Annotated in this window: 22 protein-coding genes and 1 riboswitch; of the genes, 13 read left to right on the top strand and 9 right to left on the bottom strand. The window is 31.5% G+C overall.

Features of this window, described 5'->3' with window-relative positions:
* The first annotated feature begins 90 nt into the window (after positions 1 to 90).
* Positions 91 to 171: riboswitch (cyclic di-GMP riboswitch) on the top strand.
* Positions 172 to 230: 59 nt separating this feature from the next.
* Positions 231 to 1754, top strand: coding sequence for a hypothetical protein (locus HUE87_RS05805; RefSeq protein WP_194367776.1), 1524 nt, complete (start codon positions 231 to 233; stop codon positions 1752 to 1754).
* A 282-nt stretch (positions 1755 to 2036) separates the two neighbouring features.
* Positions 2037 to 2963 (top strand): D-alanine--D-alanine ligase family protein, encoded by a 927-nt coding sequence (locus HUE87_RS05800; RefSeq protein ID WP_194367775.1) that lies wholly within the window; start codon positions 2037 to 2039, stop codon positions 2961 to 2963.
* A 15-nt stretch (positions 2964 to 2978) separates the two neighbouring features.
* Here the strand turns inward: HUE87_RS05800 and glyS are convergent, their stop codons facing one another.
* The 3 genes from glyS to HUE87_RS05780 are packed head-to-tail and all read right to left on the bottom strand — an operon-like array spanning position 2979 to position 8990.
* Positions 2979 to 5003, bottom strand: a complete 2025-nt coding sequence (glyS, locus tag HUE87_RS05795; protein WP_194367774.1) for a glycine--tRNA ligase subunit beta — start codon at positions 5001 to 5003, stop codon at positions 2979 to 2981.
* Positions 5004 to 5055: 52 nt separating this feature from the next.
* Positions 5056 to 6888, bottom strand: coding sequence for a nitrous oxide reductase accessory protein NosL (locus HUE87_RS05785; RefSeq protein WP_229855244.1), 1833 nt, complete (start codon positions 6886 to 6888; stop codon positions 5056 to 5058).
* 8 nt (positions 6889 to 6896) lie between these two features.
* On the bottom strand, positions 6897 to 8990 hold the full coding sequence (locus HUE87_RS05780) for a TonB-dependent receptor (protein WP_194367773.1): 2094 nt from the start codon (positions 8988 to 8990) through the stop codon (positions 6897 to 6899).
* A gap of 197 nt (positions 8991 to 9187) precedes the next feature.
* Between HUE87_RS05780 and HUE87_RS05775 the strand changes: the two genes are divergently transcribed.
* From HUE87_RS05775 to HUE87_RS05755, 5 genes are all read left to right on the top strand, one after another.
* A complete protein-coding gene (locus HUE87_RS05775; protein WP_194367772.1) occupies positions 9188 to 9574 on the top strand; it encodes a class II SORL domain-containing protein in 387 nt (128 codons plus the stop codon).
* A gap of 219 nt (positions 9575 to 9793) precedes the next feature.
* The gene (locus HUE87_RS05770) at positions 9794 to 11359 is read left to right on the top strand and encodes an EAL domain-containing protein (protein ID WP_194367771.1); all 1566 of its coding nucleotides are present in this window, start codon (positions 9794 to 9796) and stop codon (positions 11357 to 11359) included.
* A 94-nt stretch (positions 11360 to 11453) separates the two neighbouring features.
* Positions 11454 to 12008 (top strand): CDP-diacylglycerol--glycerol-3-phosphate 3-phosphatidyltransferase, encoded by a 555-nt coding sequence (pgsA, locus tag HUE87_RS05765; protein ID WP_194367770.1) that lies wholly within the window; start codon positions 11454 to 11456, stop codon positions 12006 to 12008.
* Positions 12005 to 13057 (top strand): RIP metalloprotease RseP, encoded by a 1053-nt coding sequence (gene rseP, locus HUE87_RS05760; RefSeq protein ID WP_194367769.1) that lies wholly within the window; start codon positions 12005 to 12007, stop codon positions 13055 to 13057. Before pgsA ends, rseP begins: the two co-directional genes overlap by 4 nt.
* 2 nt (positions 13058 to 13059) lie before the next feature.
* Positions 13060 to 13734, top strand: a complete 675-nt coding sequence (locus tag HUE87_RS05755) for a YggS family pyridoxal phosphate-dependent enzyme (protein WP_194367768.1) — start codon at positions 13060 to 13062, stop codon at positions 13732 to 13734.
* Positions 13735 to 13826: 92 nt separating this feature from the next.
* On the opposite strand, the gene HUE87_RS05750 is transcribed toward HUE87_RS05755, so the two are convergent.
* Together HUE87_RS05750 and HUE87_RS05745 are read right to left on the bottom strand one after the other, a co-directional pair.
* Positions 13827 to 14588 carry a carbonic anhydrase gene (locus HUE87_RS05750; protein WP_194367767.1) on the bottom strand — a complete coding sequence of 254 codons (762 nt, stop codon included), beginning with the start codon at positions 14586 to 14588 and terminating at the stop codon, positions 13827 to 13829.
* Positions 14589 to 14653: 65 nt separating this feature from the next.
* A complete protein-coding gene (locus HUE87_RS05745; RefSeq protein ID WP_194367766.1) occupies positions 14654 to 15328 on the bottom strand; it encodes a tRNA-uridine aminocarboxypropyltransferase in 675 nt (224 codons plus the stop codon).
* A gap of 58 nt (positions 15329 to 15386) precedes the next feature.
* On the opposite strand from HUE87_RS05745, the gene HUE87_RS05740 reads away from it, so the two are divergent.
* Positions 15387 to 16625 (top strand): BaiN/RdsA family NAD(P)/FAD-dependent oxidoreductase, encoded by a 1239-nt coding sequence (locus HUE87_RS05740; protein WP_194367765.1) that lies wholly within the window; start codon positions 15387 to 15389, stop codon positions 16623 to 16625.
* On the opposite strand, the gene HUE87_RS05735 is transcribed toward HUE87_RS05740, so the two are convergent.
* Positions 16626 to 16802, bottom strand: a complete 177-nt coding sequence (locus HUE87_RS05735) for a hypothetical protein (protein WP_194367764.1) — start codon at positions 16800 to 16802, stop codon at positions 16626 to 16628. It abuts the gene before it with no gap.
* Positions 16803 to 16990: 188 nt separating this feature from the next.
* Here HUE87_RS05735 and HUE87_RS05730 point away from each other — a divergent pair, with 188 nt between their 5' ends.
* Positions 16991 to 17278 (top strand): hypothetical protein, encoded by a 288-nt coding sequence (locus HUE87_RS05730; protein ID WP_194367763.1) that lies wholly within the window; start codon positions 16991 to 16993, stop codon positions 17276 to 17278.
* On the opposite strand, the gene HUE87_RS05725 is transcribed toward HUE87_RS05730, so the two are convergent.
* Positions 17271 to 17855 (bottom strand): thiamine phosphate synthase, encoded by a 585-nt coding sequence (locus HUE87_RS05725; RefSeq protein WP_194367762.1) that lies wholly within the window; start codon positions 17853 to 17855, stop codon positions 17271 to 17273. The two genes, HUE87_RS05730 and HUE87_RS05725, sit on opposite strands and share 8 nt — an antisense overlap.
* A gap of 23 nt (positions 17856 to 17878) precedes the next feature.
* The gene (locus HUE87_RS05720; RefSeq protein ID WP_194367761.1) at positions 17879 to 18325 is read right to left on the bottom strand and encodes a hypothetical protein; all 447 of its coding nucleotides are present in this window, start codon (positions 18323 to 18325) and stop codon (positions 17879 to 17881) included.
* Positions 18326 to 18441: 116 nt separating this feature from the next.
* On the opposite strand from HUE87_RS05720, the gene HUE87_RS05715 reads away from it, so the two are divergent.
* The 3 genes from HUE87_RS05715 to HUE87_RS05705 all read left to right on the top strand — a co-directional run bounded on the left by HUE87_RS05715 (position 18442) and on the right by HUE87_RS05705 (position 21422).
* The gene (locus tag HUE87_RS05715; protein WP_194367760.1) at positions 18442 to 20535 is read left to right on the top strand and encodes a ribonucleoside triphosphate reductase; all 2094 of its coding nucleotides are present in this window, start codon (positions 18442 to 18444) and stop codon (positions 20533 to 20535) included.
* 70 nt (positions 20536 to 20605) lie between these two features.
* Positions 20606 to 20758 (top strand): anaerobic ribonucleoside-triphosphate reductase, encoded by a 153-nt coding sequence (nrdD, locus tag HUE87_RS05710; protein WP_194367759.1) that lies wholly within the window; start codon positions 20606 to 20608, stop codon positions 20756 to 20758.
* A complete protein-coding gene (locus tag HUE87_RS05705; RefSeq protein ID WP_194367758.1) occupies positions 20721 to 21422 on the top strand; it encodes an anaerobic ribonucleoside-triphosphate reductase activating protein in 702 nt (233 codons plus the stop codon). The genes nrdD and HUE87_RS05705 overlap by 38 nt, the downstream gene beginning before the upstream one ends.
* 10 nt (positions 21423 to 21432) lie before the next feature.
* Here the strand turns inward: HUE87_RS05705 and HUE87_RS05700 are convergent, their stop codons facing one another.
* Complete coding sequence (locus HUE87_RS05700; protein ID WP_194367757.1) at positions 21433 to 23004, bottom strand: EAL domain-containing protein; 1572 nt, start codon at positions 23002 to 23004, stop codon at positions 21433 to 21435.
* A 110-nt stretch (positions 23005 to 23114) separates the two neighbouring features.
* Here HUE87_RS05700 and HUE87_RS05695 point away from each other — a divergent pair, with 110 nt between their 5' ends.
* Entirely contained in the window at positions 23115 to 23771 is a 657-nt protein-coding gene (locus HUE87_RS05695) for a uracil-DNA glycosylase (protein ID WP_194367756.1), read from the top strand.
* Positions 23772 to 23844: the final 73 nt, after the last annotated feature.

Raw genomic sequence — 23844 nt, 5'->3', positions numbered from 1 at the left:
CACCTTTTATTTTTTATAAAATTTTAACATAAATGAACTTCAAAATTATATTAATTATAAATTAAAACATTATACTGTACAATAGGTATATTAAAAAAAAGCCAAACTTATTGTGAAGTAAGGACGGAAAATCACGAGTCTTTTTTACTAAAAGATGGTCGGGTTGCATATACTTCTACTGTTTAATTTAGTGGTTGTATACTTCATAATTATGTTATTATTGGAATAAAATGAAGAATATAGCTTCAGAGTTAAATACTTATTTAAAAACAAATTTACCAAAACCATCAATTGACTTTAAATGGGATGATTTGGACAATGAAAATTTTTTTTTATATTTAAATAAAAATTATCCGAAAAACTTCCTATCAAACAGCGAAAATCTACTAAACATCAAACGTGCTTTTAAAGAGTATTTTGAGCCTATTGGGTACCCATTATTAAAGCTAACAGAAAATACAATACGGATAAAAGTTTTTGAATATAAAACTGAGCCTAAAGATAGTATAAACCTGGATGCGATTATTAATATTATTGAATCTTACGAAGATCTAATAGAGTATGATTACAAAGGCATAGAAGGTTTAATTTCTATCCCAGAAGATGTAAAAAATAAAATATATAGTTTTGTAAGAAACATAAACAATGAGGATATAAATAAAAAAGAATTGATTAGATTTGCCGTAAGACATGCTTTTGAACTTGAGGAAAGTGATATTATAATCATTAGAAGCAATCAAATAATTATAAAATTATTAGACGGATTCCTAATAGAGGAAGTTGCTGATAATCAAAAAAATACTGTTGCAAATAGGTACAATGGGATTGATGAGGATAAACTAAAATCGTTCAATGATGAGATTTTTTCACAGCAAGATAATAAAGATTTTTTTTATTTCACAGCAGAAGAATTTGTTGATACATATTTTTTAGTTAAGAACATAGATAATATAGCTTACGAAAAAAATGCATTTTCTTTAATACAATCAATTATAATAGAGCAATTAACTAATTTATTTGACAACAATAATGAATTTTTTAAAGGGTTTGCAGGCTATATATTTAGAATACATTTCAAAGAGGTATTTGGATATATAGCAGACATTATACTAGAAGAAGTTGGATCATCAAATAAGAACATGATAGAATTTTTAAAGTATTATTCATTAGATGTAGTTGTTCTTGATGGAATTAAATATAAAGTTCCACGTATGGAAGCAGAAAATGGGATGAGATGGAATATTACATCCATAATGTCTATTGTTAGAGTTTATATTAAAGCAAAAATATCTATAGATAATATATATGAAAAAGTAAATGATTTAAATAATGACATCTCTGGTTTATATATTGGTGGAATTTCACCTTTAGAGTATAACAATGGATTGAAAAGAGAGATAGATAAGTTATCACAAGAAGCTAACTATGATACAAAAAAATTAGACTCATATATAGATACTTTAAGTTCATCAAAAGATGAAAACGAGAGAAAAACATTAAAAAATGACATAGTCTCAATAAAAAGAAATTTGTTACATCAAAAAGAACAAAAAGCCGTGTTGTCTTCAAAGCTTATTGATTCAAGTGTAGTAGCTAACTACGCAGATATAAAGAGAGAAATTGATTCTTTAAAAAGAGAAGAAAATAGAGACAAAAAAATATTGATTCAAAATCAGGATTCATATATGTCAATACAAAATGCACTAGTAAAAGCATTGACATCAAAGAAAATACTCTTAGGTAAAGTTAAATAATCTAGCTTTAAGACCGCCCTGTATATTAAGCAGTAAAACTGTATAATCGCATTCTTATTTGACTAAACAAACTCCTTTTTTGGATGTAAACAGGTGATATTTCTGTTTTTCTAATATGGACTTTTCATTTTTTTATGATTAAAATCCCCAACTAAGACGCACTAAAATACTTTTAAATGTGGTTTACTCTAATATCGAGAAAATCTGATAGATGCGATGACCTTATAGCTGGATACCCTCCAAAGTAATAATCATCTTTAACCATAAAGAGAGTTAGCAACAATGAATATAGAAATTATAACGACAGACACAAGCACATGTAATGACATTGTTAAATCAATTGAAGAGATTGGTCACGCAGTTAGGCTGAGTATATGTTTAAATAAATCAAATTTAGATGAAGTTGTACTAAGAAAACCGGACTTAGTGATTTTGTCTCAAAAAGATATATTAATTGAAAATGAAGAAAACATTTGCCTATCTGAATACTTTGAATTAAACAGTATAAATTTTTCAGGCTCAACAAAAGAAGCATTAAAATATAACTCTGACAAGGTGTTAACCAAATCTTACTTAAAAGAGCAAGGTCATAATACAGCAAATTATTTTACAGCAACTCCTGGTGAGTATGTAAATGACAACAAGATACCAATTAGATACCCTCTATTTATCAAACCAAATAGTTCTGCAAACGGCAATGGAATTGACGATTTATCGTACGTTACAAATTATGCACAGTTTGAGAGTAAGGTTTTATCATTATATAACACATACAATGAGCCTGTTTTAGTTGAAGAGTATCTTGAAAGTCAAGAGTTTACAGTTGCCCTTCTTAAAACAAAAGATGGTGATTTACTAGTTAGTACAATTGAAGTTATCCCTACCAAATCACAAAATGGAATTAAAATTCTTGGATTAAAAACACGAATTGAGAACAAAGAGGAGTTCAAAAAAACTCAAGATTCTGAGCTTATAAATAGGGTTAAAAATATTGCTGTTAATGCTTTTATGGACCTTGGAGCAAGAGACTTTGCACAAATAGATATTAAAACAAACAGTTATGGGCACTGCTTTTTAATGGGAGCAAATCTACTCCCAGATATAAAAGATGTCTCAAGCTATCTAGTCAAAGCATGTGAAATTGAACATGGTCTTTCATACAATGAAATAATAGAGATTATTATAAACAAAGGAATCAGCAGAATTTAGCTGAATCCTCTTCAGTTATGCTACGCTCACCTCTTTGATGTCAGCAATTTTCAAGATACTTTTATAGATAGAAGCTAGTAAAGATTTTCTATTATTTCTTACACTTTCATCTTCGGCATTTACCATAACATCTTCAAAGAACTTATCCAGTTCAGGCTTAAGACCAAAGAGAGCATCAAGTTCCTCTTCATAAGAGTTATATTTACATGTAGAAACTTCTATATATCTTACATGTAGGACTTTTTCTGCTTCTTGCTCAAAAAGCTTATGATCAACTATCATCTCTTTTGACATATTAATATCTTTAGTGATGTTTGAGACTCTTTTAAATGTTGAAAAAGATTCACTGAAACCTTCACTATTAACCATGGTCTCTAAAGCTTCTATCTTTTTACCCATTGCTAAAAGTTCTCTCTCTCCAGAAGCCAAAACAGCCTCTACGATTGATGGGTTTACTTTAAAGTACTGCTTAACCCTCTCTAAAAAGAATCCCTCTAGTTTTGACATTTCAAACTCTGCATATTCTTTGCTTAAATTTGTAAGAGTATCAACTATATCAAACTCTAAGTTATGCTCTCTAGTGATTCTAATAAGACCATTAACAGCACGACGAAGCGCAAAAGGGTCACGAGAGCCTGTTGGGATTTGGTTAATACTAAACATGGCAAGCAGAGTATCTAGCTTAATACTCATAGCAACTATTGCGCTTAGCTCAGATGAAGGAAGCTCACTATCTTCTCCGTCTGGAAGATACTGCTCTTTTATACATGTAGCTACTTCATCACTCTCACCTAGTGATTTTGCATAGTAGCTTCCCATAAGACCTTGAAGCTCTGTAAACTCATATACCATCTCACTTGTCAAGTCAGCTTTTGCTAGACTTACAGCGCGCTCTAGTGTCTCTTTTTTTGAGTTTTTTGGAGTATACATGTCAAAAAGAGTATTTGCTATTTTTTTCTCGCGCTCTATTTTATCAGCCACTGTCCCTAGACCTTTCATAAAGACAACTTTTTCAAGTCCATTGGTACTAAGTCCGTTTTTGAGGTCATTGTCATAAAAGAAAAGCCCATCTGCCAAGCGTGGTCTTAGAACTGTTTCATTTCCTTCAATAACCTTAGTAAAATCATCCGTAAATGCATTTGATACAACAACAAACTTATTGATTAATTTACCATCTTTAAAAACTGGAAAGTATCTCTGGTGCTCTTTCATAGAGGTAATAATTACTTCAGGAGGAAGTCTTAAAAACGACTCATCAAATGAGCCTAAAAGTGCGGTTGGGTGTTCAGTGATTGCTACAACTTCATCTAGTAATTCTTCATCTATTTCGATTTTTATACCATTATCTTTTTCAAGTGAAACGAAGTCAGATAAAATACTTTCACGTCTTAGTTCAGGGAAAAGTGTAACACCACCTTTTTTCAAAACTTCAAAGTACTCTTTGGCTCCACTAATATTAACAGCGTCAAAATTACTGATACGGTGAACAAAAGTCTGCTTATTGGACTTTACATTAAAAACTTCCATATCAACTAAATCATCGCCTAAAAGTACATTTACCCATCTTATAGGTCTTATAAAGCTATCGCTACTACTTCCCCATCTCATAGATTTACCAAAGTCCAGTGACTTAATCCAGTTCTCTGTTATCTCTCCTAAAAGCTCTGCTGAAGCTTTACCTTTAACATCTTTTTTGTAGTAAAGAACTTCTTTGCCGCCCTTCTCTGCTTTGCCAATCTCTTCAATGGTAACTCCGCATTTCTTGGCAAAGCCCATAGCTGCCGGAGTTGGTTCACCATCTTTGTATGCTACAGATATTGGTGCGCCGAAAAACTCCTCTTCACTGTCATCTTGACGAGTTTTAAACTCTGCATGCCAAATAACCAAACGACGAGGTGTATAGTAGAAGTCAAACTCACATAAAAGTGAATTTTTTTCTAAAATATCAGCATATTTTTTTTCAATATTACTCAACTCTTTTAAAAGCGGAACCGCTGGAAGCTCTTCTACACCAATCTCGATTAATAATGGTTTCAACATCTCATATACTCTTTATTTTTATATTATTGCCGCGATTTTATCTGTTTATTGGTTAAAGAGTGCTTTTAAAATCTTTTTTTGCTATCTCTACGGCTCCATCAAAATTTAAAATTTTGCCGCCGTATAGTTTTGCAAATTCACTGGCGTCTTCATAATTTGAAAATGCATACTTGCTCTCTACACTCATGGTACCTTTTTGTCTGCTTCCAACTACGTAAAAAGCTTTTGTTACATCTAGAAATTTCAAACTTTTCACATCAACAACTTGAATATCCTTAAGAGGTAGTTTATTAACATGTAAGTCATCAACAAGACAATGAAGAGAGCAGTATTGTCTAGCCTTACCATTTAATGTTGCGGTATGATTTGTTTTATAAAATATAACTAAATCCATACCACATAAAACCCCATCTCTCTTGTTTTCTCCAGAATGAAGTAGTGTAGCATCAATCAAAGAGACTGATTGAAACCTTTTAGTTTTTGGAGCATGATGAGCAAACTTTTTGGCGCCATATGTTTTAAATGCATAAACTTTATAGACGTTGAGCCATAGATAAAATATTATCAAGCTTGATGCAGCTAAAAATGCTACTATCTTTGCAATTTTTGAAGCACTGAAAAAGTTTATTCTCTTTGCCATAATTATAAATGCCCAAATAACAGCTATGTAGTTAAAAATAGCAAATATTCTAAGCCAGTCATCTCCTCTTGTAGCGATTGGTTCTACTCTGTTAACAGTAAGGTAAAAACCTTGAATAAACCCATTTGCTATATCGCTATAGTGGTATAAAAAGAAAAATTCGAATGTATGTGAGAGTCCGCCTATTATAAACAGAGGTGCAAAGGCGTAACCGAGAGTGTAAAACACTCTCTTAAAATCCTCTTTCAAGACTTTTGCCGCAATGTACATTCCAGCATATACCAAAGATATAGTTATAAGCATTGCAAAGAACAGTGCGCTTATCCCTACATAGTCAACTCCACTTATAGCTATTGTTTCTTTTAAAAAAGCACCAAGTTTTGACCAAATAAATTCATCAGAAATAGCAACACGACCAAGTGCATGGTGAAAACTCATTGCTATAGAGATTGCTGCTGTGATTAGAATAAAAGCCCATACTTCAGCCTTTTGTATCTGAAATTTTTTTAAAAGTGGCTCAGATGGCTTCACAAGTTTAAAACTAACTGCCTCACATGCACTGCTACAATCCATACAAAGAGTACAGTCTGTCATACTAGAGCGTTTGTCAAACGTAAATGGTTTTAGGTTGTAAGAACATGCATCTACACATTCAAATGTTCTGCAGTCTTTACATGATTCTTCATAAGTCCCAAGTTTTGCAAAAGAAATTTTTCCAAAACCTCTCATTAAGGTTCCTATTGGACATATTGATTTACAGTAGCTCATATCTTTGTAGATATAAAAAAACACTATTGATATTACGGTTAGAACAATAAAAAATATTGATGATGCAATTGGAGTTTTATAAGCCTCTGGGTATATATAGTAAACTACCCAAAAACCTACTACTAGCAATAGTAAACCAACAAAAGGATTAGAGAGTGCTTTAGGCATCTTTTTTTTGAGGCCAAAATCAGTTATATATTTTCCTATAAATGCATGTGGGCAGATACCGCAAAAAACTCTACCAAATGTTGAGAGTGTAACTACTATAAACAGTGGCCAAAACAATGACCAGAAAACTGCAGTTGTAAATATGTTTTCCTCTTTTACCGGATGAATTATTCCAAAGTACATAGCATATATAAATAGCTCTAACAATATCAATTTAAGACCCATTATAAACAATTGATTTTTAAATAAAAACCTTAAAACCGGGATGTTAAAAATGTCATTCTTATCTCTTATTTGTTTTTCAATCATAATAATTCCTAAAATAAGTAGCTATAAGTCAACATAACACTCATTGGAGCTGCGGCTTTATATGATTCATTTCCATATACGTCCTTTAAAGCTTCCATTGCATAGTACTTATTTGTTATGTTTTTAATATTCAACTGTATATTATGCGATTTATATGTATAACCTATCATTAAATCTGTAGCAAATTTAAACCCTTCATATTTTTTTGTATTTGCATTGTCCATATAGTAGCTGCCCCAACTTTTTGTGGTAATTCTAGATTTAAACCCATTATCCATATTAAATGCAGCAAATAGTGAGTATTGGTTTTTTGGAATATATGGTAAGTGGTTTGTATCTCTAGATACTAATACTGCACCAACTTTTTCATTGAATTTCTTAAATTTAAAATCACTAAAAGCATAGCTTCCTCCAAAGTCTAGGTTATTTGATAATTTATAAACACCATTAAATTCTAAACCTCTTTTTTGAGTTTTTCCTGCATTATCATACACGGAGTTACCATTAGCATCTAAAATTTGAATAATCTCATCATCTACATCATTTTGATAAATTGCAAAATCAAATGAGATGTTTTGTGCTCTGGTTTTAACACCAACTTCATAGTTTAAACTTGTTGATTTTTCTAAAGATTCATTCTCACCTAATTCACTTGTAGTAGGAGCTTGATTAGCTGTTGCCACAGACAAATACACATTGGTTGTCTCAGTTAGTTTATAAGTTGCCCCAAATCTAGATGAAATAAGTTTATATGACTTATCAATCGAATATTCTCCTATACCATCGGTATAGTTCTTAATGCTGTAATCATAAGCTGTAATCTCATTACCACTTATATCAAAACTCAGTTTATCAACTCTTGTGCTAATATCACATCTCAAACCATTTATAGGTGAAAATGTCTCCATCAGGTAAGCCCCATAAAGTGTAGTTGTACTATCCTCAGTTTGTGCCAAATCGCCTTTGTTGTCTGATAGTGTCTCACTTATGTATGGTGAAAATGGCCATCCAGATGCAGGTAGTATTACATAATCCGCATACTCATACTTTTTGGCATCTTTGGTTATGTCTGTTTTTAAGGTGACTCCAGCTACTAAAGAGGCTTTATTTCCAAATAAATTATGATTATAATTTAACTCTAAATCAGTTCCGTATACACTGTTGTTATCACTTTCGTTTATCAAGCCTGTAACCGGATGAAAGTGATCCCATGTATTAAAATAAAACCTTGGTTTGTAAGTTATTTCTCCAACCTCTTTTTCATACTTAACATTAAGGGCAAATATCTTAGAGTCTCTAGAACTGTGTTGGAATTGAGCACTTGTATTATGCTGTTCACCTGTATTTTTAAATACAGCAAACTCCTCTGCTGTCATTGCTGTTGGTATCTTCATATTTGATTCAGTATATGATAGTTCTGTCTCTACCGAAGAGTCATCCTCAAAGAAGTGACCATATTTTAGACTAAGTTGAGTGGCATCAAAGTTATTATTATCTCTCCAACTATTATCTATCTTCCTTTTGCTGAAGGTAACTGAAGCAAAATCGTTTTCACTAATAGCACTTCTAACTTTTAGATTAAGATTTCTTTGCCCATCATCACCAACACCAAGTTTTATTCTGTTTTTGTCTTCTTCAAATACAGACTTGGTTATAAGCTGAATTACACCACCGGTTGCATTAGCAGCATTTATAGAACCTGGTCCTTTTTGAACCTCTATACTAGATACATCCTGTATATCAATAAAATCAAATCTTGTAAATGAATCTGGATCAGTTAGAGGCACTCCATCTTTCATAACCATAACTTCTCTAACACCATATCTGGCTTTAAGCCCAGCTCCTCTGATTATAAGTCTTGGACTTGGAGAGTTTGTTGAAGACTCTGCATTTACACCTGGTATATTTTCTATAGCCTCTTGAATATTTAATATGTTTTTATCTTCAATAGTTTTTTCATCTACAACTGCAATTGATTGTGACACCTCTTTTGTTCCTGTAGAGATTTTTGTTGCTGTTATGCTAATCGCATCTAAACTGATATTTTGTGCATTAAGTGATGATAGTGTAAACAGTGTGATAAGTGAATATCTATATTTCATAATTTTCCTAAGCTAAAAATTTTAAGTTGAGAACTTTAACCAAGAATTGTTACTTATCTGTTAAGTCTAGTTGTATTAAAAACAATAGTGTTAAAAATTAAAATTTTCTTAAACAAGATAAATATACTCTTCTTTATGTTAATCTAAAAGCTTTTACAGTTACAATGTCATATAAATTTAAAACACAAGGAAATAAAATGCCAAAGATAAATAAGTATGTAGATATTGATACTGTAGAACGTGAAGCTAAAAAAGACCTAATTGACCGTCACTCTCCATTCATTCACTGTGAAGGTAAGGCTAAAGCTGGTGAGATGTTCTCTATAACTGTAAAAATGGGTAATGAATATACTCACCCTGATGATTTCGATCACTATATTGCTAACATGTCACTTTTTAATGGTGAAACACTTCTTGCTCGTGCTGACTTTACACCTGGTGCTCTTGGAAATATAAAATCTCATGCACAAGTTACATTTAACATTATTCCAACTGGTAAAAAACTTAAACTTACTGCTCAAGCATACTGTACTAAGCACGGTATTTGGGAATCAACTGAAACAGAAGTTGAAGTAACTGAATAACTATAAATTTCTCCTCTTTTCAATAAGGCTTTAAAGCCCTGTTGAAAACACTCCTTTAAATAAAATCAAATCTAAACACTGCCTTTAATTTATAGTATTTTATTATGTTGCATATGTGACATATGTGTATTTATTGGAACAATGTTTGCTCCCAAAATAATTAATATCTATATTGAAAGTTAAGAGCTTTTATATAACAAAAAGTATTTTGGAGACTATGTGGAACTAAACAAAAACACTATAGAAAGTAAAAGTTTTACTATTACATCTCCAAATGAAGTTTTTAATATTTTAGAAAATTTAAAAAATTTAAAAAAAAATAACATTATTATTCATATAGTATCTTTTTCAAGTAATTCACAATTGCTTCAAAATTTAAATAATGAAATAAATACTGTAGTTCCACAAGCAAAGATAGTTTTTCTGAGGCACAACGAAAAATCTAAAATATGCCTAAACGTTTATACTTTGCAAGAAGATACAGAAACTAAAGATTTCAGTGATGAGATATTTAGCAAGCTGTATGGAGACAACACAAATAAAAGTAGTGAAATAATAAAATACAGAGACAAGCTTCTTAGCAGATATTTCACTGATCACTTAACAAACCTTCCAAATGTATATCAATTAAGAGGTGATTTAGAGCAAAATGAAAATTTTACATTAATTATATTCAACATAGATAATTTTCAAACAATCAATAATTTTTATGGTTATTTAATTGGAGATTATGTAATTGAAAATGTTGCCAAATATCTTCAAAAAAACATACCTGAGTATGATATTTATAAACTATCTGGTGATGAGTTTGCACTTGTCATAAACAAACACATGTTTTTTTATGACTTAAAAGAGCACCTAAATAACCTTTACAACCGTTTGAAAGATATTGTTGTTAAATATCAAGGTACTAATATATATATTAATATCACCCTTGCATCATCCGTAAATGGAGATAATACAAATATATTTTCCAAAGTATCAATGGCACTAAGGCATGCAAAAGAGATTCGTGCCCACTTTTGGATATATGAAGATAAAATGGATTTTGAAAACAACTATGAAAAAAAACTTCAGTTATCAGATGTGGTAAGAGAGGCTGTTAGTAATTTTAGGGTTGTTCCATATTATCAAGCTATTATTGATACTAAAACTTCTAAAATCATGAAATATGAATGTCTCGCAAGACTTATAGACATTAATGGAAAAGTATTGTCACCATTAGACTTTATACCTATAGCAAAGAAGATAAAAAACTACCATATAGTTACAAAAACAATAATTGACAAATCATTTGCTACATTTGAAATTCTTGATTTTGAATTTACAATAAACTTATCAATAGAAGATATTATAGACAAAGAAATGTTTATATTTATTATGGATAAACTGAAAAATTCAAAAGTATCAAATAAAGTTACATTTGAAATACTTGAATCAGATGCAATAGATGACTTTAAGAAAGTTGAACGCTTTATTTGTGAAGTAAAAAGATATGGCGCTAAAATAGCTATAGATGACTTTGGAAGTGGTTATTCCAACTTCTCATACTTAACCAAGATGAGTGCCGACTTTATAAAAATAGACGGCTCTCTTGTTAAAGAGATTGACACAGATAGAAACTCTCTTTTGGTTGTTGAAACTATAGTTGAGTTCGCCAAAAAACTGGGGATTAAAACTATAGCAGAGTATGTTCATTCGCGAGTCATCATGGATAGAGTTAAAGAACTAGGTGTTGATTTCTCTCAAGGTTATTATATAGATGAGCCATCTTTGTTGGCTTAAGTACACTTAAGTATATACTTAAACTTTTACTAAGTTAACCAAAAACAAGCAAAAAATAGCTAAAATCACATAATTAAAATTTTTAAGGATATTTTTGCTTAATCTTCCAAATGCCTTGGCATCACTTCGCATATTAATTGCACCATTGATGTTTTGGATAATCTTAAATCCAGATTTTTTCACAGGCTCTGGTTATGATATTACATGGAACTATTATACGGCTTCTCTTTTGTTTGTGCTAGCTAGTATTACAGATTTTTTTGATGGCTACATAGCTAGAGAATGGAATCAGATGACTATGCTTGGTGCCATTTTAGATCCTCTTGCTGATAAGATGCTTACTCTTGCTGCATTTCTAGCTCTAATGATGATTGGTGAGGCTTCTGCCTGGGCAATTTATATAATTATAGTTCGTGAACTTTTCATCACTGGAATTCGTACTGTTGCGGTTAGTGAAGGATTAAGCGTTAAAGCTTCGTGGGCTGGAAAAATAAAAACAGTTATACAGATGATTGCCATTGGTTTTTTACTAATGCACTGGCCTTTTGCGACTGAGCTTTTATGGTTTGCGGTAGCTCTTACTCTATACTCAGGATTTGAATATCTTTATGGGTTTAAACAAGCAATTATAAAAGGTAAAAATCAATGAGTTTTATTATCTCTCTTTTAGTCCTCTCTGCACTTATATTTTTTCATGAATTAGGTCACTACTTTGCAGCCCGCGCTATGGGTGTTTATGTTGAAGTTTTCAGTATCGGGTTTGGAAAAAAAATCGCCTCTTTTCATAAGTGGGGCACTGAGTGGAAAATAGCACTTATACCACTTGGTGGTTATGTAAGGATGAAGGGTCAAGATGATAGTGACCCAAGTAAAAAAAGTTATGACAACGACAGCTATAATGTAAAAACACCAATCCAAAAGATTTTTATACTCTTAGCTGGTCCACTTGCCAATTTTGCTTTAGCCTTTTTGCTTTATTTTATTATCGCGCTTGGTGGCCCTAGTATTTTATCTCCTGTTATAGGAAATGTTGTAAAAGATTCACCTGCTTTTATTGCAGGACTAAAATCTAATGACACTATTAAGTCTATTAATAGTGTAGAGATTTTCACTTGGTCAGATATGGCTAAACATATTGAAACTTCGACAGGCTCACTAGATATTGAGATTTTAAGAAATAATTTTATTGAGCATAAGTTACTAACTCCAAAAGTCACAGAAACTACAAACATGTTTAACGAGATTATACAAAAGAAAATGATAGGAATCGGGAGTGCAGGAGTAACACACAAACTTGAACTTACTCCAAGTGAAACAATCTCTTATGCGATTGAACAGACTGTTTTTGCCTCTACTATGATATTTACAGGCCTTAAAAAACTAATTGTTGGAGAAGTTCCGGCAAAAGAGTTGGGCGGAGTTATAAGTATAGTTAAAATAACATCAGATGCAGCGGCATATGGATGGATGAGTGTTTTAGCTTTTGCTGCACTTATTTCCGTTAACCTTGGTGTCTTAAATCTTCTTCCAATTCCAGCACTTGACGGCGGACATATAATGTTTAATCTCTATGAGTTTATATTCAGAAGAGAAGCGAGTGAAGCGATAGTTATCAAACTTACTATTGCTGGGTGGGCAATACTTTTCTCACTTATGGGACTTGGAATATACAACGATATTAATAGATTAATGGGGTAAAAATGAACAAAGAAGAGTATAAGCTATATATTGATGATGTAATAAGAAGAGTTGAATTTGCAAGAGTTAGAGTCAGTGCTCATCATATTGTAAAAATTGTAGCTATTAGTAAGTATTCAACAGCTAAAGAGATAGAAGAACTTTATAGTATAGGCCAAAGAGCTTATGGGGAAAACAAAGTTCAAGACTTAAGGGCTAAAAGTGAAGAGCTTAAAGAACTTCCTATTGAGTGGCACTTTGTAGGCAACCTACAAAAAAACAAGATAAACAATCTGCTAGACATAGACCCTACTCTATTTCATGCACTTGATTCTTTAGAGTTGGCATATGAGCTACAGAAGAAACTAAAAGCTAGAGATATGACTCTTGATTGCCTACTACAAATTAACTCTGCAAAAGAAGATAGTAAGCATGGTTTTATGCCAGAAACTGCAAAAGAGAGCTATGAAAAAATAGCTAAAGAGTGCCCTAATATCAATCTTAAGGGTGTTATGAGCATTGGTGCACATAGCAATGACATAGGAGTAATTAAAAAAAGTTTTGAGACGACATATAAAATCTACAGTGAACTTGAAGGTGCAACTATTTGTTCTATGGGAATGAGCGGTGATTTCGAATTGGCAATTGAGTGTGGTTCTAACATGGTTAGACTCGGCTCCATTATGTTTAATAAATAATTTTATTTACAATTAAAACTTTTTATCTCAACTCTAAAGTTTTCACTTTAGAGTTACATTTATTTACAAATAATTCTAAAAAGGGAATTAAATTATTTTAGAACTTTTCTAGCATTGATAGGCTGAATTGGTCTGTTGTCTTTGCCACCCATAATTTCTGCAAACTTTTTAACTTGCTCTTTATTTACGTATGTATAATTTTGAAAAACAAACCATCTTACACCTTCACTACATGGCGGAGTAGTAAGTGAACCGTCAAATCTATAATAATCTTTCTTTGATGGTAAAAAATCTTTTGGTGCCACTGCATGAGTTCCGCAACCTTTAGTCTCTCCAGCATGCTCTGACATATGATCCCAAATCTTTTTAATTTTTTTATTCTCTTTACCATCTTCAAACATTAAAGCAACAACAGCGAGTTGTCCATCTTCACTAACATGCACAAAGTGAGCCTCTAAAGGAAAATGTTTACTTTCTATTTGATTCTCACTTGGAGTATGAAAGTGAAACTGTTTTAAGTTAAACTCTATTCCATCAACATTTATAGAACTTCCAGATTTAACATTTACCTGAATTGTATGTCCATTATTTACAACATTTTCAGCCTCTGTAGCATAGTTGAATTTTATTTTATCCAACCCTTTAGTTGTTGTTACAATTGATCTCTCTTCAATGTTGATAGGAGACTGATTTCTACCATCTTTACACATAAAATTCTTTGGATCTAAATTACCCCAATTTTCAGGGCCTTCATGACCTGTATAACCCCAATGAGTTCCATGCACTCCGGCTAAGAGTGTCGTACTTAAAGCAGCAGCTACTAAGCCACCCTTTAATACATCTGATAATTTCATTGTCTATCCTTATATTTATTATTTTATAGCGAAATTATAACTAAATTATCACAAAGAAAGAAGATTTAATTAATAACTTTATATTTTATTTTATATCTAACAGCATTACTGAGCTGATTATCTACGCATTTTAGCTGGTATTCAACCATTTTTTCAAATGGATTTAAAAATGTCTTTAAATAGTCATTTTCTATGTTTTCAAGCTTCCAAAAGTTTAAAAGTTCTAAAACACTCAAAGTTGACTCAATTGTAGATAGGCAATAATCTGCCGGTTGCTCTTTTATCTTAAATTGCGAAAGTTTATTATTGTCAAAACTAATATGCTTAAGAGTTTGTAAATTTTTAGATTCTCTTAACATCTTCAGTGAACATGCCCAAGTAGAATCTATAATAAAAATTGCCATATCTTTTTGAATATCTAAATCGTTATCATACAGTTTTTCCCTGCTAATATTTATTGCGTCTTTTGATGGATAAAGTATATAGCTCTTACATGTAGAAATAATATCATTTATCATTTTATGGTTAGTAAAATCAACTCCAATAAAAAGTTCTGAATTTTTAAGTGATAGATGAGTTAAATGCCCAGTTCCATTTTTTACTTTTTTAAACTCTTTTGGATGCATAAGTATTATAAACTTAGTTTTTGTTTTAATACTATTGACATAACTGCACATACAGGAGCTTTTTGGTCTGTAACAGTTATAACATTTTTCTCTATCACCATAAAGTGTTTGCATTTTCAACCTATATAAATAATAGAAATTATACTAAAATTAGACAATTAAAAGGATTACTTTGAATAAAAGCTTTGACCTTATCGTTGTTGGTGGCGGTGCAGCAGGGATAATGTCTGCAATAACATCTGCGAGAGATGGAAAAAGTGTTCTGCTTTTAGAAAAACTTCCTAAAATTGCTGCAAAACTGAAGGCTACTGGCGGTGGACGCTGCAATCTTACAAATACTTTATCAAATGAAGAGTTTATGGCTAAATTTGGTCGTGATGGCCGCTTTATGCAAGATGCGCTTGGAGAATTTGACCACAGAGCTCTTAAACAGTTTTTCAAAGATATAGGAGTTGAGACTCATGCCCCTGACGGCTTTAGAATTTTCCCTACTTCTCACAGCTCATCTACTATTATCTCTGCTCTTGAAAATGAGCTACATAATCTACATGTAGAAGTTTCATGCTTACAAAAAGTCCAAAAACTTATACATGTAGAGAATAAAATAGTTGGTGTTAAAACATCATCTGACACTTTCAGTGCACCAAAAGTCATAGTAGCTACTGGCGGACTCGGCTACCCAACTCTAGGAGCTCAAGGTGACGGTTATGATATGGCTAGAGAACTCGGACACAAAACAACAGAGCTCTATCCGGCTATGATGCCGCTTAAGACAAAAGATGAGTGGGTTAAAAACTGTCGTGCCGACACAATCGCCAAAGTTGAACTTAGGGTAGACTTGAAAAAACATAATAAACTCAGAGCAACAGGAGATTTGATATTTACAAACAACGGTATCAGAGGTCCTGTTGTTTTGGATTTTGCCAGAGAGATTACACCACTTTTATCAAAATATGGCGAACTTCCAATACTTGCCAATTTAACAAAAGGGATGAATGAAGAGCAGTTAAATCAGCACTTAAAAAAAGAAGCAGAGAGTAATCCACATGCAGAGATTTTAAAGTATATCTGCGCCCTACTTCCAGAGCCTCTCTCATTAGAATTACTTCACTTAGCTGACATCGACCCTAAGGGTACATATGGGAAAATTTCCGGCTCATCAAAAGCAAAACTCATAAATATACTTGCATGGACACCACTTACAATAAGCGGACACGATGGCTTTAAGATGGCAATGATTACCAGAGGCGGAATAAACTTAAAAGAGATAAATCCAAAGACGATGCAGAGCAGGCTAATTTATGGTTTATATTTTTGCGGAGAAGTTATGAACTTGGATGGTCCATGTGGAGGTTATAACCTCCAATGGAGTTTTGCCAGTGGACATTTGGCAGGACTATTAAAAAAATAATTATTTTGCTTTTTTAACAGCTTTTTTAGCTACTTTCTTTGCTACTTTTTTAGTCGCAGGCTTTTTCTTTACAACAGCTTTAGCTACTTTTTTTGCCACATCTTTTGATGCTTTTGCTTTTTTAGTTACTTTTGCAACAACTTTTTTTACTGCTTTTTTCTTTAAAACTTTTGCCATTTGCGGCTCCTTTTGTTTTGGATTTATTACTATTAGTAATAAATTATAGAGATTATATTATTTTTATATGATTATGTCAACTATTTTCTAACTAATAGTAATAAAATATAGTAATACTCTACTTTTAGATATATATTGATAAAGTAAGATATAATTACGCATGTTAAATGTAGACACAAGGGTATATTATGACGTTTATAGATTTTAAAAAATTATTACTTGATGCTGAAATAAGCTTGCCAAAATTTAGTAAACTAATAAAAGTAAGTGAAAAAAATATTCAATCATATAAAACAAAAGGTAAAGTGCCCAATACGATAGCAGTAATTGCAACCTGCTTTTCAACAATGAATAAACAAGAAATAGATTACCGCTCAATAATAGAAGCTATAGGACTTGAAGCTAAAACAAAAAAAGGTGCCGGTTTTAAAAAAAGTGAAGAAGTTGATACTAAAGATAAAACATCATCTATTTAAAGTACCTGATAGAAGCAAAACCATAAGCTTTTGTCTGCCCAATCATATCTACATGTAGCGTTTTAACTATTCCACCCAATGCAAATACAGGAATAGAACATATCTCCAAAAGCTCTTTTAGCTCTTCTACCCCTTTTGGCTCACCTTTATCTGGAGATGCAAAAATTGGACTGTAAGTTACTGCGTCAGCCCCCAACTCTTGTGCCAATAAAACTTCTTCAAAGGTGTGAGTGCTAATGATAACTTCAAGATCAGACTTTTTTGCGTCCAAAATCCTGTCAAACTGTGTAGAGGTAAGATGTACACCCGTAGCATTTAGTTCTTTAGCCAAATCTACATGTTGGTGAATAAAACTTTTAACAGTTTTAAAATCACGGCAGACATCCATAAAAGAACTAGCTCCAAGAGCATAGTCTTTATTTGACTTATCTCTGTATAGTGCATAGTTTGGTTTGTGTTTTAAAAACTGGTTATGTAAAATATTTTTAAAAATATCTGGAGTATCTATACAAAACTTCGCAGAAGTTATTAGATACTTTTGTGGTTCAATAGCCTTTAGTGTTTTGCTTTTATACATAATTTAATTAGCTACTAGACCTGCTATCTAAGCAGTGGATTTCTAGATTTAGAAACTGGAGCATCAAAGACAACAGTTTCCGATTCTTCATCATTTTTGTATCTTTGCGCAATACCATTTACATGATACTCTAAACGATTTAGCAAGTAAAGTTCATCGCCACTATATTTTGATTTCACTTGCGTTAAATAGTTTTGCAAAAACTCTAACTTTTGTGTTTCATCATCAAAATCTATACTTTTAATTATACTCATAACTTCATCATACTCATCACCACACTCTGAGATGAAATCATATGACAAATCTATGGTTTTCATTGTATCAAGTGATTTAGAGAGTGAAAAGTGGTTGTATAATAAACACCCTACAAAATACTCTATGTCTGAGTCTTCAAATTCAGAATACTGTCTATCCTCGGACTCAAAATGCTTATGCCAAATTTCTAAAATTTTTTCTATTTTTTTATTCATACGTAATTATACCCTATAGCAATTAAAAGAGCTTTTAGTGACATCTAAATGACACTTTTTATTATTAACTTTTAACTTCTTATCCTATAAAATTCGTCAAAATATTGGGGGTTACTATGGTTGAAAACATATTAAAAAGAGACGGAACGCATAAAGAATTTATGTCATATAAGATTGAAGATGCAATTAAAAAAGCATTTAAGTCACAGCATGTAATTTATGATAGCTCTGTATTTCACAATGTACTTGATAAACTTAAAAATAAGAGAGTAGTAGCTGTTGAAGACATACAAGACTCAATAGAAGAAGAGCTATATAAAGCAAGATACTATGATGTTATGAAATCATTTTTACTTTACCGCCATATGCATAAAATGCAAAGGGACCACACTCTAGAAGAAGACACAACATACATAAACTCTACTCAAACTATTGAAGAGTATATATCTGGTACCGACTGGAGAATTAAAGCAAATTCAAATACTGGTTATTCAAATGCAGGACTTGTAAACAACACTGCCGGTAAAGTTATTGCAAACTACTGGTTAGATAAAATATATACAAAAGAAGAGGGTCAGGCACATAGAAATGGTGATTACCATATTCATGACCTTGACTGTCTCACAGGCTACTGTGCCGGGTGGAGCCTTAGAGCACTTCTTGATGAAGGTTTTAACGGAGTGAGGGGTAGAGTTGAAAGTGATGCTCCAAAGCATTTTCGTGAAGCTCTTGGTCAAATGGCTAACTTTTTAGGAATACTTCAAAGTGAATGGGCTGGTGCTCAAGCTTTTTCATCATTTGACACATATTTAGCTCCTTATGTATTTAGAGATAAACTTCCATACAAAGAGATTAAAAAAGCAGTAAGAAGTTTTATTTACAATCTTAATGTTCCAGCTCGTTGGGGTCAATCACCTTTTACAAATGTTACAATAGACTGGACTGTGCCAGAGGATTTAAAAGATCAAATTCCTACATCTAAGCAAACTCACCTTTTCAAGGGCATACTTGACAGTGAATTAGAAGCAATAGCATCTGAGCGTGGTTGTAAAAGTCTTGAAGATATGACATATAAAAATTTCCAATCTGAGATGAACCAGATAAACAAAGCTTACTACGAGGTAATGACTGAGGGAGATAAAACTGGTCAACCGTTTACATTCCCTATACCTACTGTAAACATTACAGAAGATTTTGATTGGTATGGAGAAAACACAGATGTACTTTTTGAAAATACTGCAAAAATTGGCTCATCATATTTTCAAAACTTCATTGGTTCTCAATATAAGAGAAACGATGTAGGAGAATTAATTGCAAATGAAGAAGCATATAAGCCTGGACATGTAAGAAGTATGTGCTGCAGACTACAACTTGATTTAAGAGAATTACTTAAACGTGGTGGTGGTCTATTTGGTAGTGCTGAGATGACAGGAAGCATTGGTGTTGTAACTGTAAATATGGCAAGACTTGGCTTTTTATATAAAGGTGACAAAGAATCATTAATGCTTCGTGTTGACCAACTTATGAATCATGCAAAAAATACTTTAGAAAAGAAACGTGTGTTTATTCAAGAGATGTATGATAGAGGATTATTCCCATATACTATGAGATATCTTCCAGGTTTTAAAAATCACTTCTCAACTATTGGTGTAAACGGAATCAATGAGATGATTAGAAACTTTACCAGCGATGCTTATGATGTAAGGTCAGAAGCTGGTATAGAGTTTGCAACTGAGATTTTAAATCATATGAGAGATAGAATGGTTGAATTTCAAGAAGAGACAGGAAACCTTTACAATCTTGAGGCAACACCAGCTGAGGGAACTACATACAGATTTGCAAAAGAAGATAAAAAAAGATACGGTGATTCAATTCTTCAAGCTGGTATGGATGATAATATCTACTATACAAATTCATCACAAATTCCAGTTGATGTGACAAATGATCCTTTTGAAGCATTAACACTTCAAGATGATCTGCAGTGTAAATATACTGGTGGAACAGTTCTTCACCTATATATGAAAGAAAAAGTTAGTTCTACTGAAGCGTGTAGAAAGCTTGTTAAAAATGTTATTTCAAACTTTAGACTTCCATATATTACAATTACTCCTCTTTTCTCTGTTTGTCCAAAACATGGATATATTGCAGGTGAGCATGAGTATTGTCCAAAATGTGATGAAGAAATTTTGATAGAAGAAAACATCGCTTAAGTACTAGCTGTATTAGCTTAGGTAGCGGAATTACTTCCGATACCGTATAAAATAAATTAAAGGAAATTAAATGAGTAAAAATGAAGCATTAAAGTTACACGAAGACAAAAGACAAAAGTGTATAGTATATACAAGAGTTATGGGTTACCACAGACCTGTTGAAAGTTTTAATGTAGGAAAAACTGGTGAGCATAAACAAAGAAAGCAATTCACTGAGTGCTAATGTAATTTATGATTGCACACCATTCACTCACTTAGACTATCCTAATCATCTATCTTGTATAGTTTGGTTTAGTGAGTGCAATATGAGGTGCGATTACTGCTACAATAAAGATATTGTATTCGCTAAAAATGCAGAGCATAGCTATAATGATATTTTAACTTTTTTAAAAAGCAGAAAGAACCTTTTAGATGCTGTTGTACTATCTGGTGGAGAAGCAACTTCACATAACTTAAAAGAGTTTTGCCAATCCATAAAAGAGATGGGCTTCAAAATTAAACTCGATACAAACGGTACCAATTCTATAAAAATCAAAGAGCTACTGGAACTAAATTTACTTGACTATGTAGCACTTGATTTCAAAGCACCAAAAGAAAAATTTCAACAAATAACCTACTCAAACAAATATGAAGATTTTTTAAGTACATTAGATATGCTTATTAGCAGTTCAATTGATTTTGAAGTAAGAACCACAATCCATAATGATTTACTACATGTAGAAGATGTTAATGAAATTATAAAAGAGTTAATGAATAGAGGTTATAACAAAAAATATTATCTGCAAGAGTTTCTTAGTACTGAGTCTAATATTGGGAACCTGCAAACAGCAACAACTAAATTTGATAAATCACTTTTAAGTAATGACTTAGAAGTGATTTGGAGATAATCTCATAAATCTACTTTCTAAGATTAATAGATGGTTCATCTATATAATATCCTTGAGAATAATCAACACCAAGCTCTTTAACTTTATCCATTATTACACTTGAATGAACATACTCAGCTATAGTTTTAATCCCCAGTTTTTTGGCAAATTCAACTATAGTTTCAACAACTAAAAGTGAATTTTTATCTACATCCATATTTTGAACAAGAGAACCATCTATTTTTATGTAGTCAGCACTCATCTTAGTTAAATAAGCAAAGTTTGAATAACCGCTTCCAAAGTCATCAATAGCTATTTTAGCTCCATATCTTTTTACTTCACTAACAAAACGTTCTACTTTTTTGAAATCGACGATTGCATCTGATTCAAGAAGTTCAAAAATAACTCTATTTGATGCTTTAGAATTTTTCAATTTATTTATAATAAAATTAAACATTTCACTACTCATGATATCTTCGATAGAAAGATTTATACTAAATTCGAACTCATTGTTTTCAAATGTAGAGAAAGATTTGTCAATGATAGTTTTTGTAACTATATTATAAACTTTAATCTTTTTTGCTATAGGTATAAAAAGAATCGGAGAGAGTATCTTTTCATTTTTATCTATTAACCTTGCTAAACACTCATATTTTTTTATTTTTGAAGTTTTTGTGTCAACAATAGCCTGATAATATGGAACTATATGAGAGTTTTCTACAGCATATCTAACAATTCCAGAGAGTTTTAAATTTCTTTCATACTCATCTTCAAAATTCATCCTATCTTCATATATCCAAAAAGGAATACCTATCTCTTTTGCATATTTTAATGCCATTGAAACTTTAGAAAATATATTTTTATTATCTCCATTAGTTGATGAGGCCAACGTAAAATCTACATATATATTAATATCCTGATACTCAACAACAAAACTTTTAATATTATTATAAAGAGTATTCAAATAGTCTTTGAGCTCATAAAAACCAATGTCTTTGTCTAAAATAAACGCAAATTCATCGCCAGAGAGTCTGTAAATTTCATTATCAGAAATAATTTCTTTAAGATATTTTCCAACTTGCTCAATCACATAATCTCCAACAATAAAACCATAGAAATTATTAATTGTCTGAAAATTATCTATGTTAAAAACTACTAAAGCAAAATCTTTTTCTTCGTCTAGATCATTTCTGAGCTTATATACATTTGGAAGACTTGTTAGATGATCTGTAAAATATCTACTAAAAAGTTTATTTCTATACTCCTCAATACTCAAATCTTTTTTTGTAGTTTCTAAATAAAGTTCTCTTAGTATCTCATTATTTATATTTTGAATATCTATATTAATTTTCAAGTTGTAAACAGTCAAAAAAGTTCTACTCTTATCACTATGTTTAATTAAAATCACATTGGCACTTGGAATTATCTTAATCAACTCATTTTTTAAACTTTGAACTAAAACTGTATTGTGTATATAAGACACAATATGAATTAAAATATTATCTTTATTTAATTTTTCAAAACTTTCAATTACATCTGGAATATCTCTTGAAGATATTAATGTAAAATCAGTGACTTCTAATATTTCATTGTCTAAGTCCACATTACACTCCAAAAATTCTTTCTGCCATTCTACCTAAAAAATATAAAGTAGATTTTAACCACATTTTAAATATACTCACATTGATATTTTAATAATATAAAGGTTACTATTTGAAGTCTTTTCAAAATCTACTTCTTCTTCAAAATCTATATCGACTAAAAGCTCTTGGCTTTGAATATAGTGATCCATTTTCTGTCAACCATAAAAGTTCAAATGAAAAGCCTTCTAACCTTAATGAATTAACAAAAAACATATCTACATGTCATCTATGTGATTTAAGTAAATCAAGATCACAGAGTATGAGTGGTTTTGGAAACCAAAATGCTGATATTATGATAATAGACTATAGCGTTTCACTAAATGAAGATAGTACAAATTCTTATTACACCGGCCGTTCAGGTGAAATATTAACAAATATGATAGAAAATGTTTTGAAATTAAAAACTGAAGATGTTTATTTTACCCATGCGATAAAGTGTAAACCTCTGAACTCAAACACTCCATCAAATTCTGAGTGGGATTCATGTAAAGACCATCTATTCTCACAAATAGAGTTTGTTAAACCAAAAATCATTGTAACCTTAGGTAAAGATGCTTATGCTAAAGTTACATCTGAGAATGAAAATTTTCAAAGTGTAAGAGGACATGTTATTGACTTCAAAGAGTATAAGCTAATCCCAATTTACCATCCGAACCATTTACTTAGAAATCCTGATGATAAAAAAATTGCACTAAATGATTTAAAAACTATAAAGAGTTGCCTGTAGAACATAGTTACATCTAGCTACAACTATCCACAAACACCCCTATTTTAGCATGTTTAGAAAATCTTATTAACTA

The organism is Candidatus Sulfurimonas marisnigri (assembly GCF_015265475.1).
Taxonomy (GTDB): domain Bacteria; phylum Campylobacterota; class Campylobacteria; order Campylobacterales; family Sulfurimonadaceae; genus Sulfurimonas; species Sulfurimonas marisnigri.
Note: the sequence above shows the minus strand (reverse complement) of the source record. Positions and strands in the feature narration are given on the sequence as shown.

What these genes read in the sequence shown, in the direction of transcription:
- HUE87_RS05805 (WP_194367776.1), top strand. Translation starts at nt 231, where the DNA reads ATGAAGAATATAGCTTCAGAGTTAAATACTTATTTAAAAACAAATTTA.
- HUE87_RS05800 (WP_194367775.1), top strand. Translation starts at nt 2,037, where the DNA reads ATGAATATAGAAATTATAACGACAGACACAAGCACATGTAATGACATT.
- glyS (WP_194367774.1), bottom strand. Translation starts at nt 5,003, where the DNA reads ATGTTGAAACCATTATTAATCGAGATTGGTGTAGAAGAGCTTCCAGCG.
- HUE87_RS05785 (WP_229855244.1), bottom strand. Translation starts at nt 6,888, where the DNA reads ATGATTGAAAAACAAATAAGAGATAAGAATGACATTTTTAACATCCCG.
- HUE87_RS05780 (WP_194367773.1), bottom strand. Translation starts at nt 8,990, where the DNA reads ATGAAATATAGATATTCACTTATCACACTGTTTACACTATCATCACTT.
- HUE87_RS05775 (WP_194367772.1), top strand. Translation starts at nt 9,188, where the DNA reads ATGCCAAAGATAAATAAGTATGTAGATATTGATACTGTAGAACGTGAA.
- rseP (WP_194367769.1), top strand. Translation starts at nt 12,005, where the DNA reads ATGAGTTTTATTATCTCTCTTTTAGTCCTCTCTGCACTTATATTTTTT.
- HUE87_RS05755 (WP_194367768.1), top strand. Translation starts at nt 13,060, where the DNA reads ATGAACAAAGAAGAGTATAAGCTATATATTGATGATGTAATAAGAAGA.
- HUE87_RS05750 (WP_194367767.1), bottom strand. Translation starts at nt 14,588, where the DNA reads ATGAAATTATCAGATGTATTAAAGGGTGGCTTAGTAGCTGCTGCTTTA.
- HUE87_RS05745 (WP_194367766.1), bottom strand. Translation starts at nt 15,328, where the DNA reads ATGCAAACACTTTATGGTGATAGAGAAAAATGTTATAACTGTTACAGA.
- HUE87_RS05735 (WP_194367764.1), bottom strand. Translation starts at nt 16,802, where the DNA reads ATGGCAAAAGTTTTAAAGAAAAAAGCAGTAAAAAAAGTTGTTGCAAAA.
- HUE87_RS05730 (WP_194367763.1), top strand. Translation starts at nt 16,991, where the DNA reads ATGACGTTTATAGATTTTAAAAAATTATTACTTGATGCTGAAATAAGC.
- HUE87_RS05725 (WP_194367762.1), bottom strand. Translation starts at nt 17,855, where the DNA reads ATGTATAAAAGCAAAACACTAAAGGCTATTGAACCACAAAAGTATCTA.
- HUE87_RS05720 (WP_194367761.1), bottom strand. Translation starts at nt 18,325, where the DNA reads ATGAATAAAAAAATAGAAAAAATTTTAGAAATTTGGCATAAGCATTTT.
- HUE87_RS05715 (WP_194367760.1), top strand. Translation starts at nt 18,442, where the DNA reads ATGGTTGAAAACATATTAAAAAGAGACGGAACGCATAAAGAATTTATG.
- nrdD (WP_194367759.1), top strand. Translation starts at nt 20,606, where the DNA reads ATGAGTAAAAATGAAGCATTAAAGTTACACGAAGACAAAAGACAAAAG.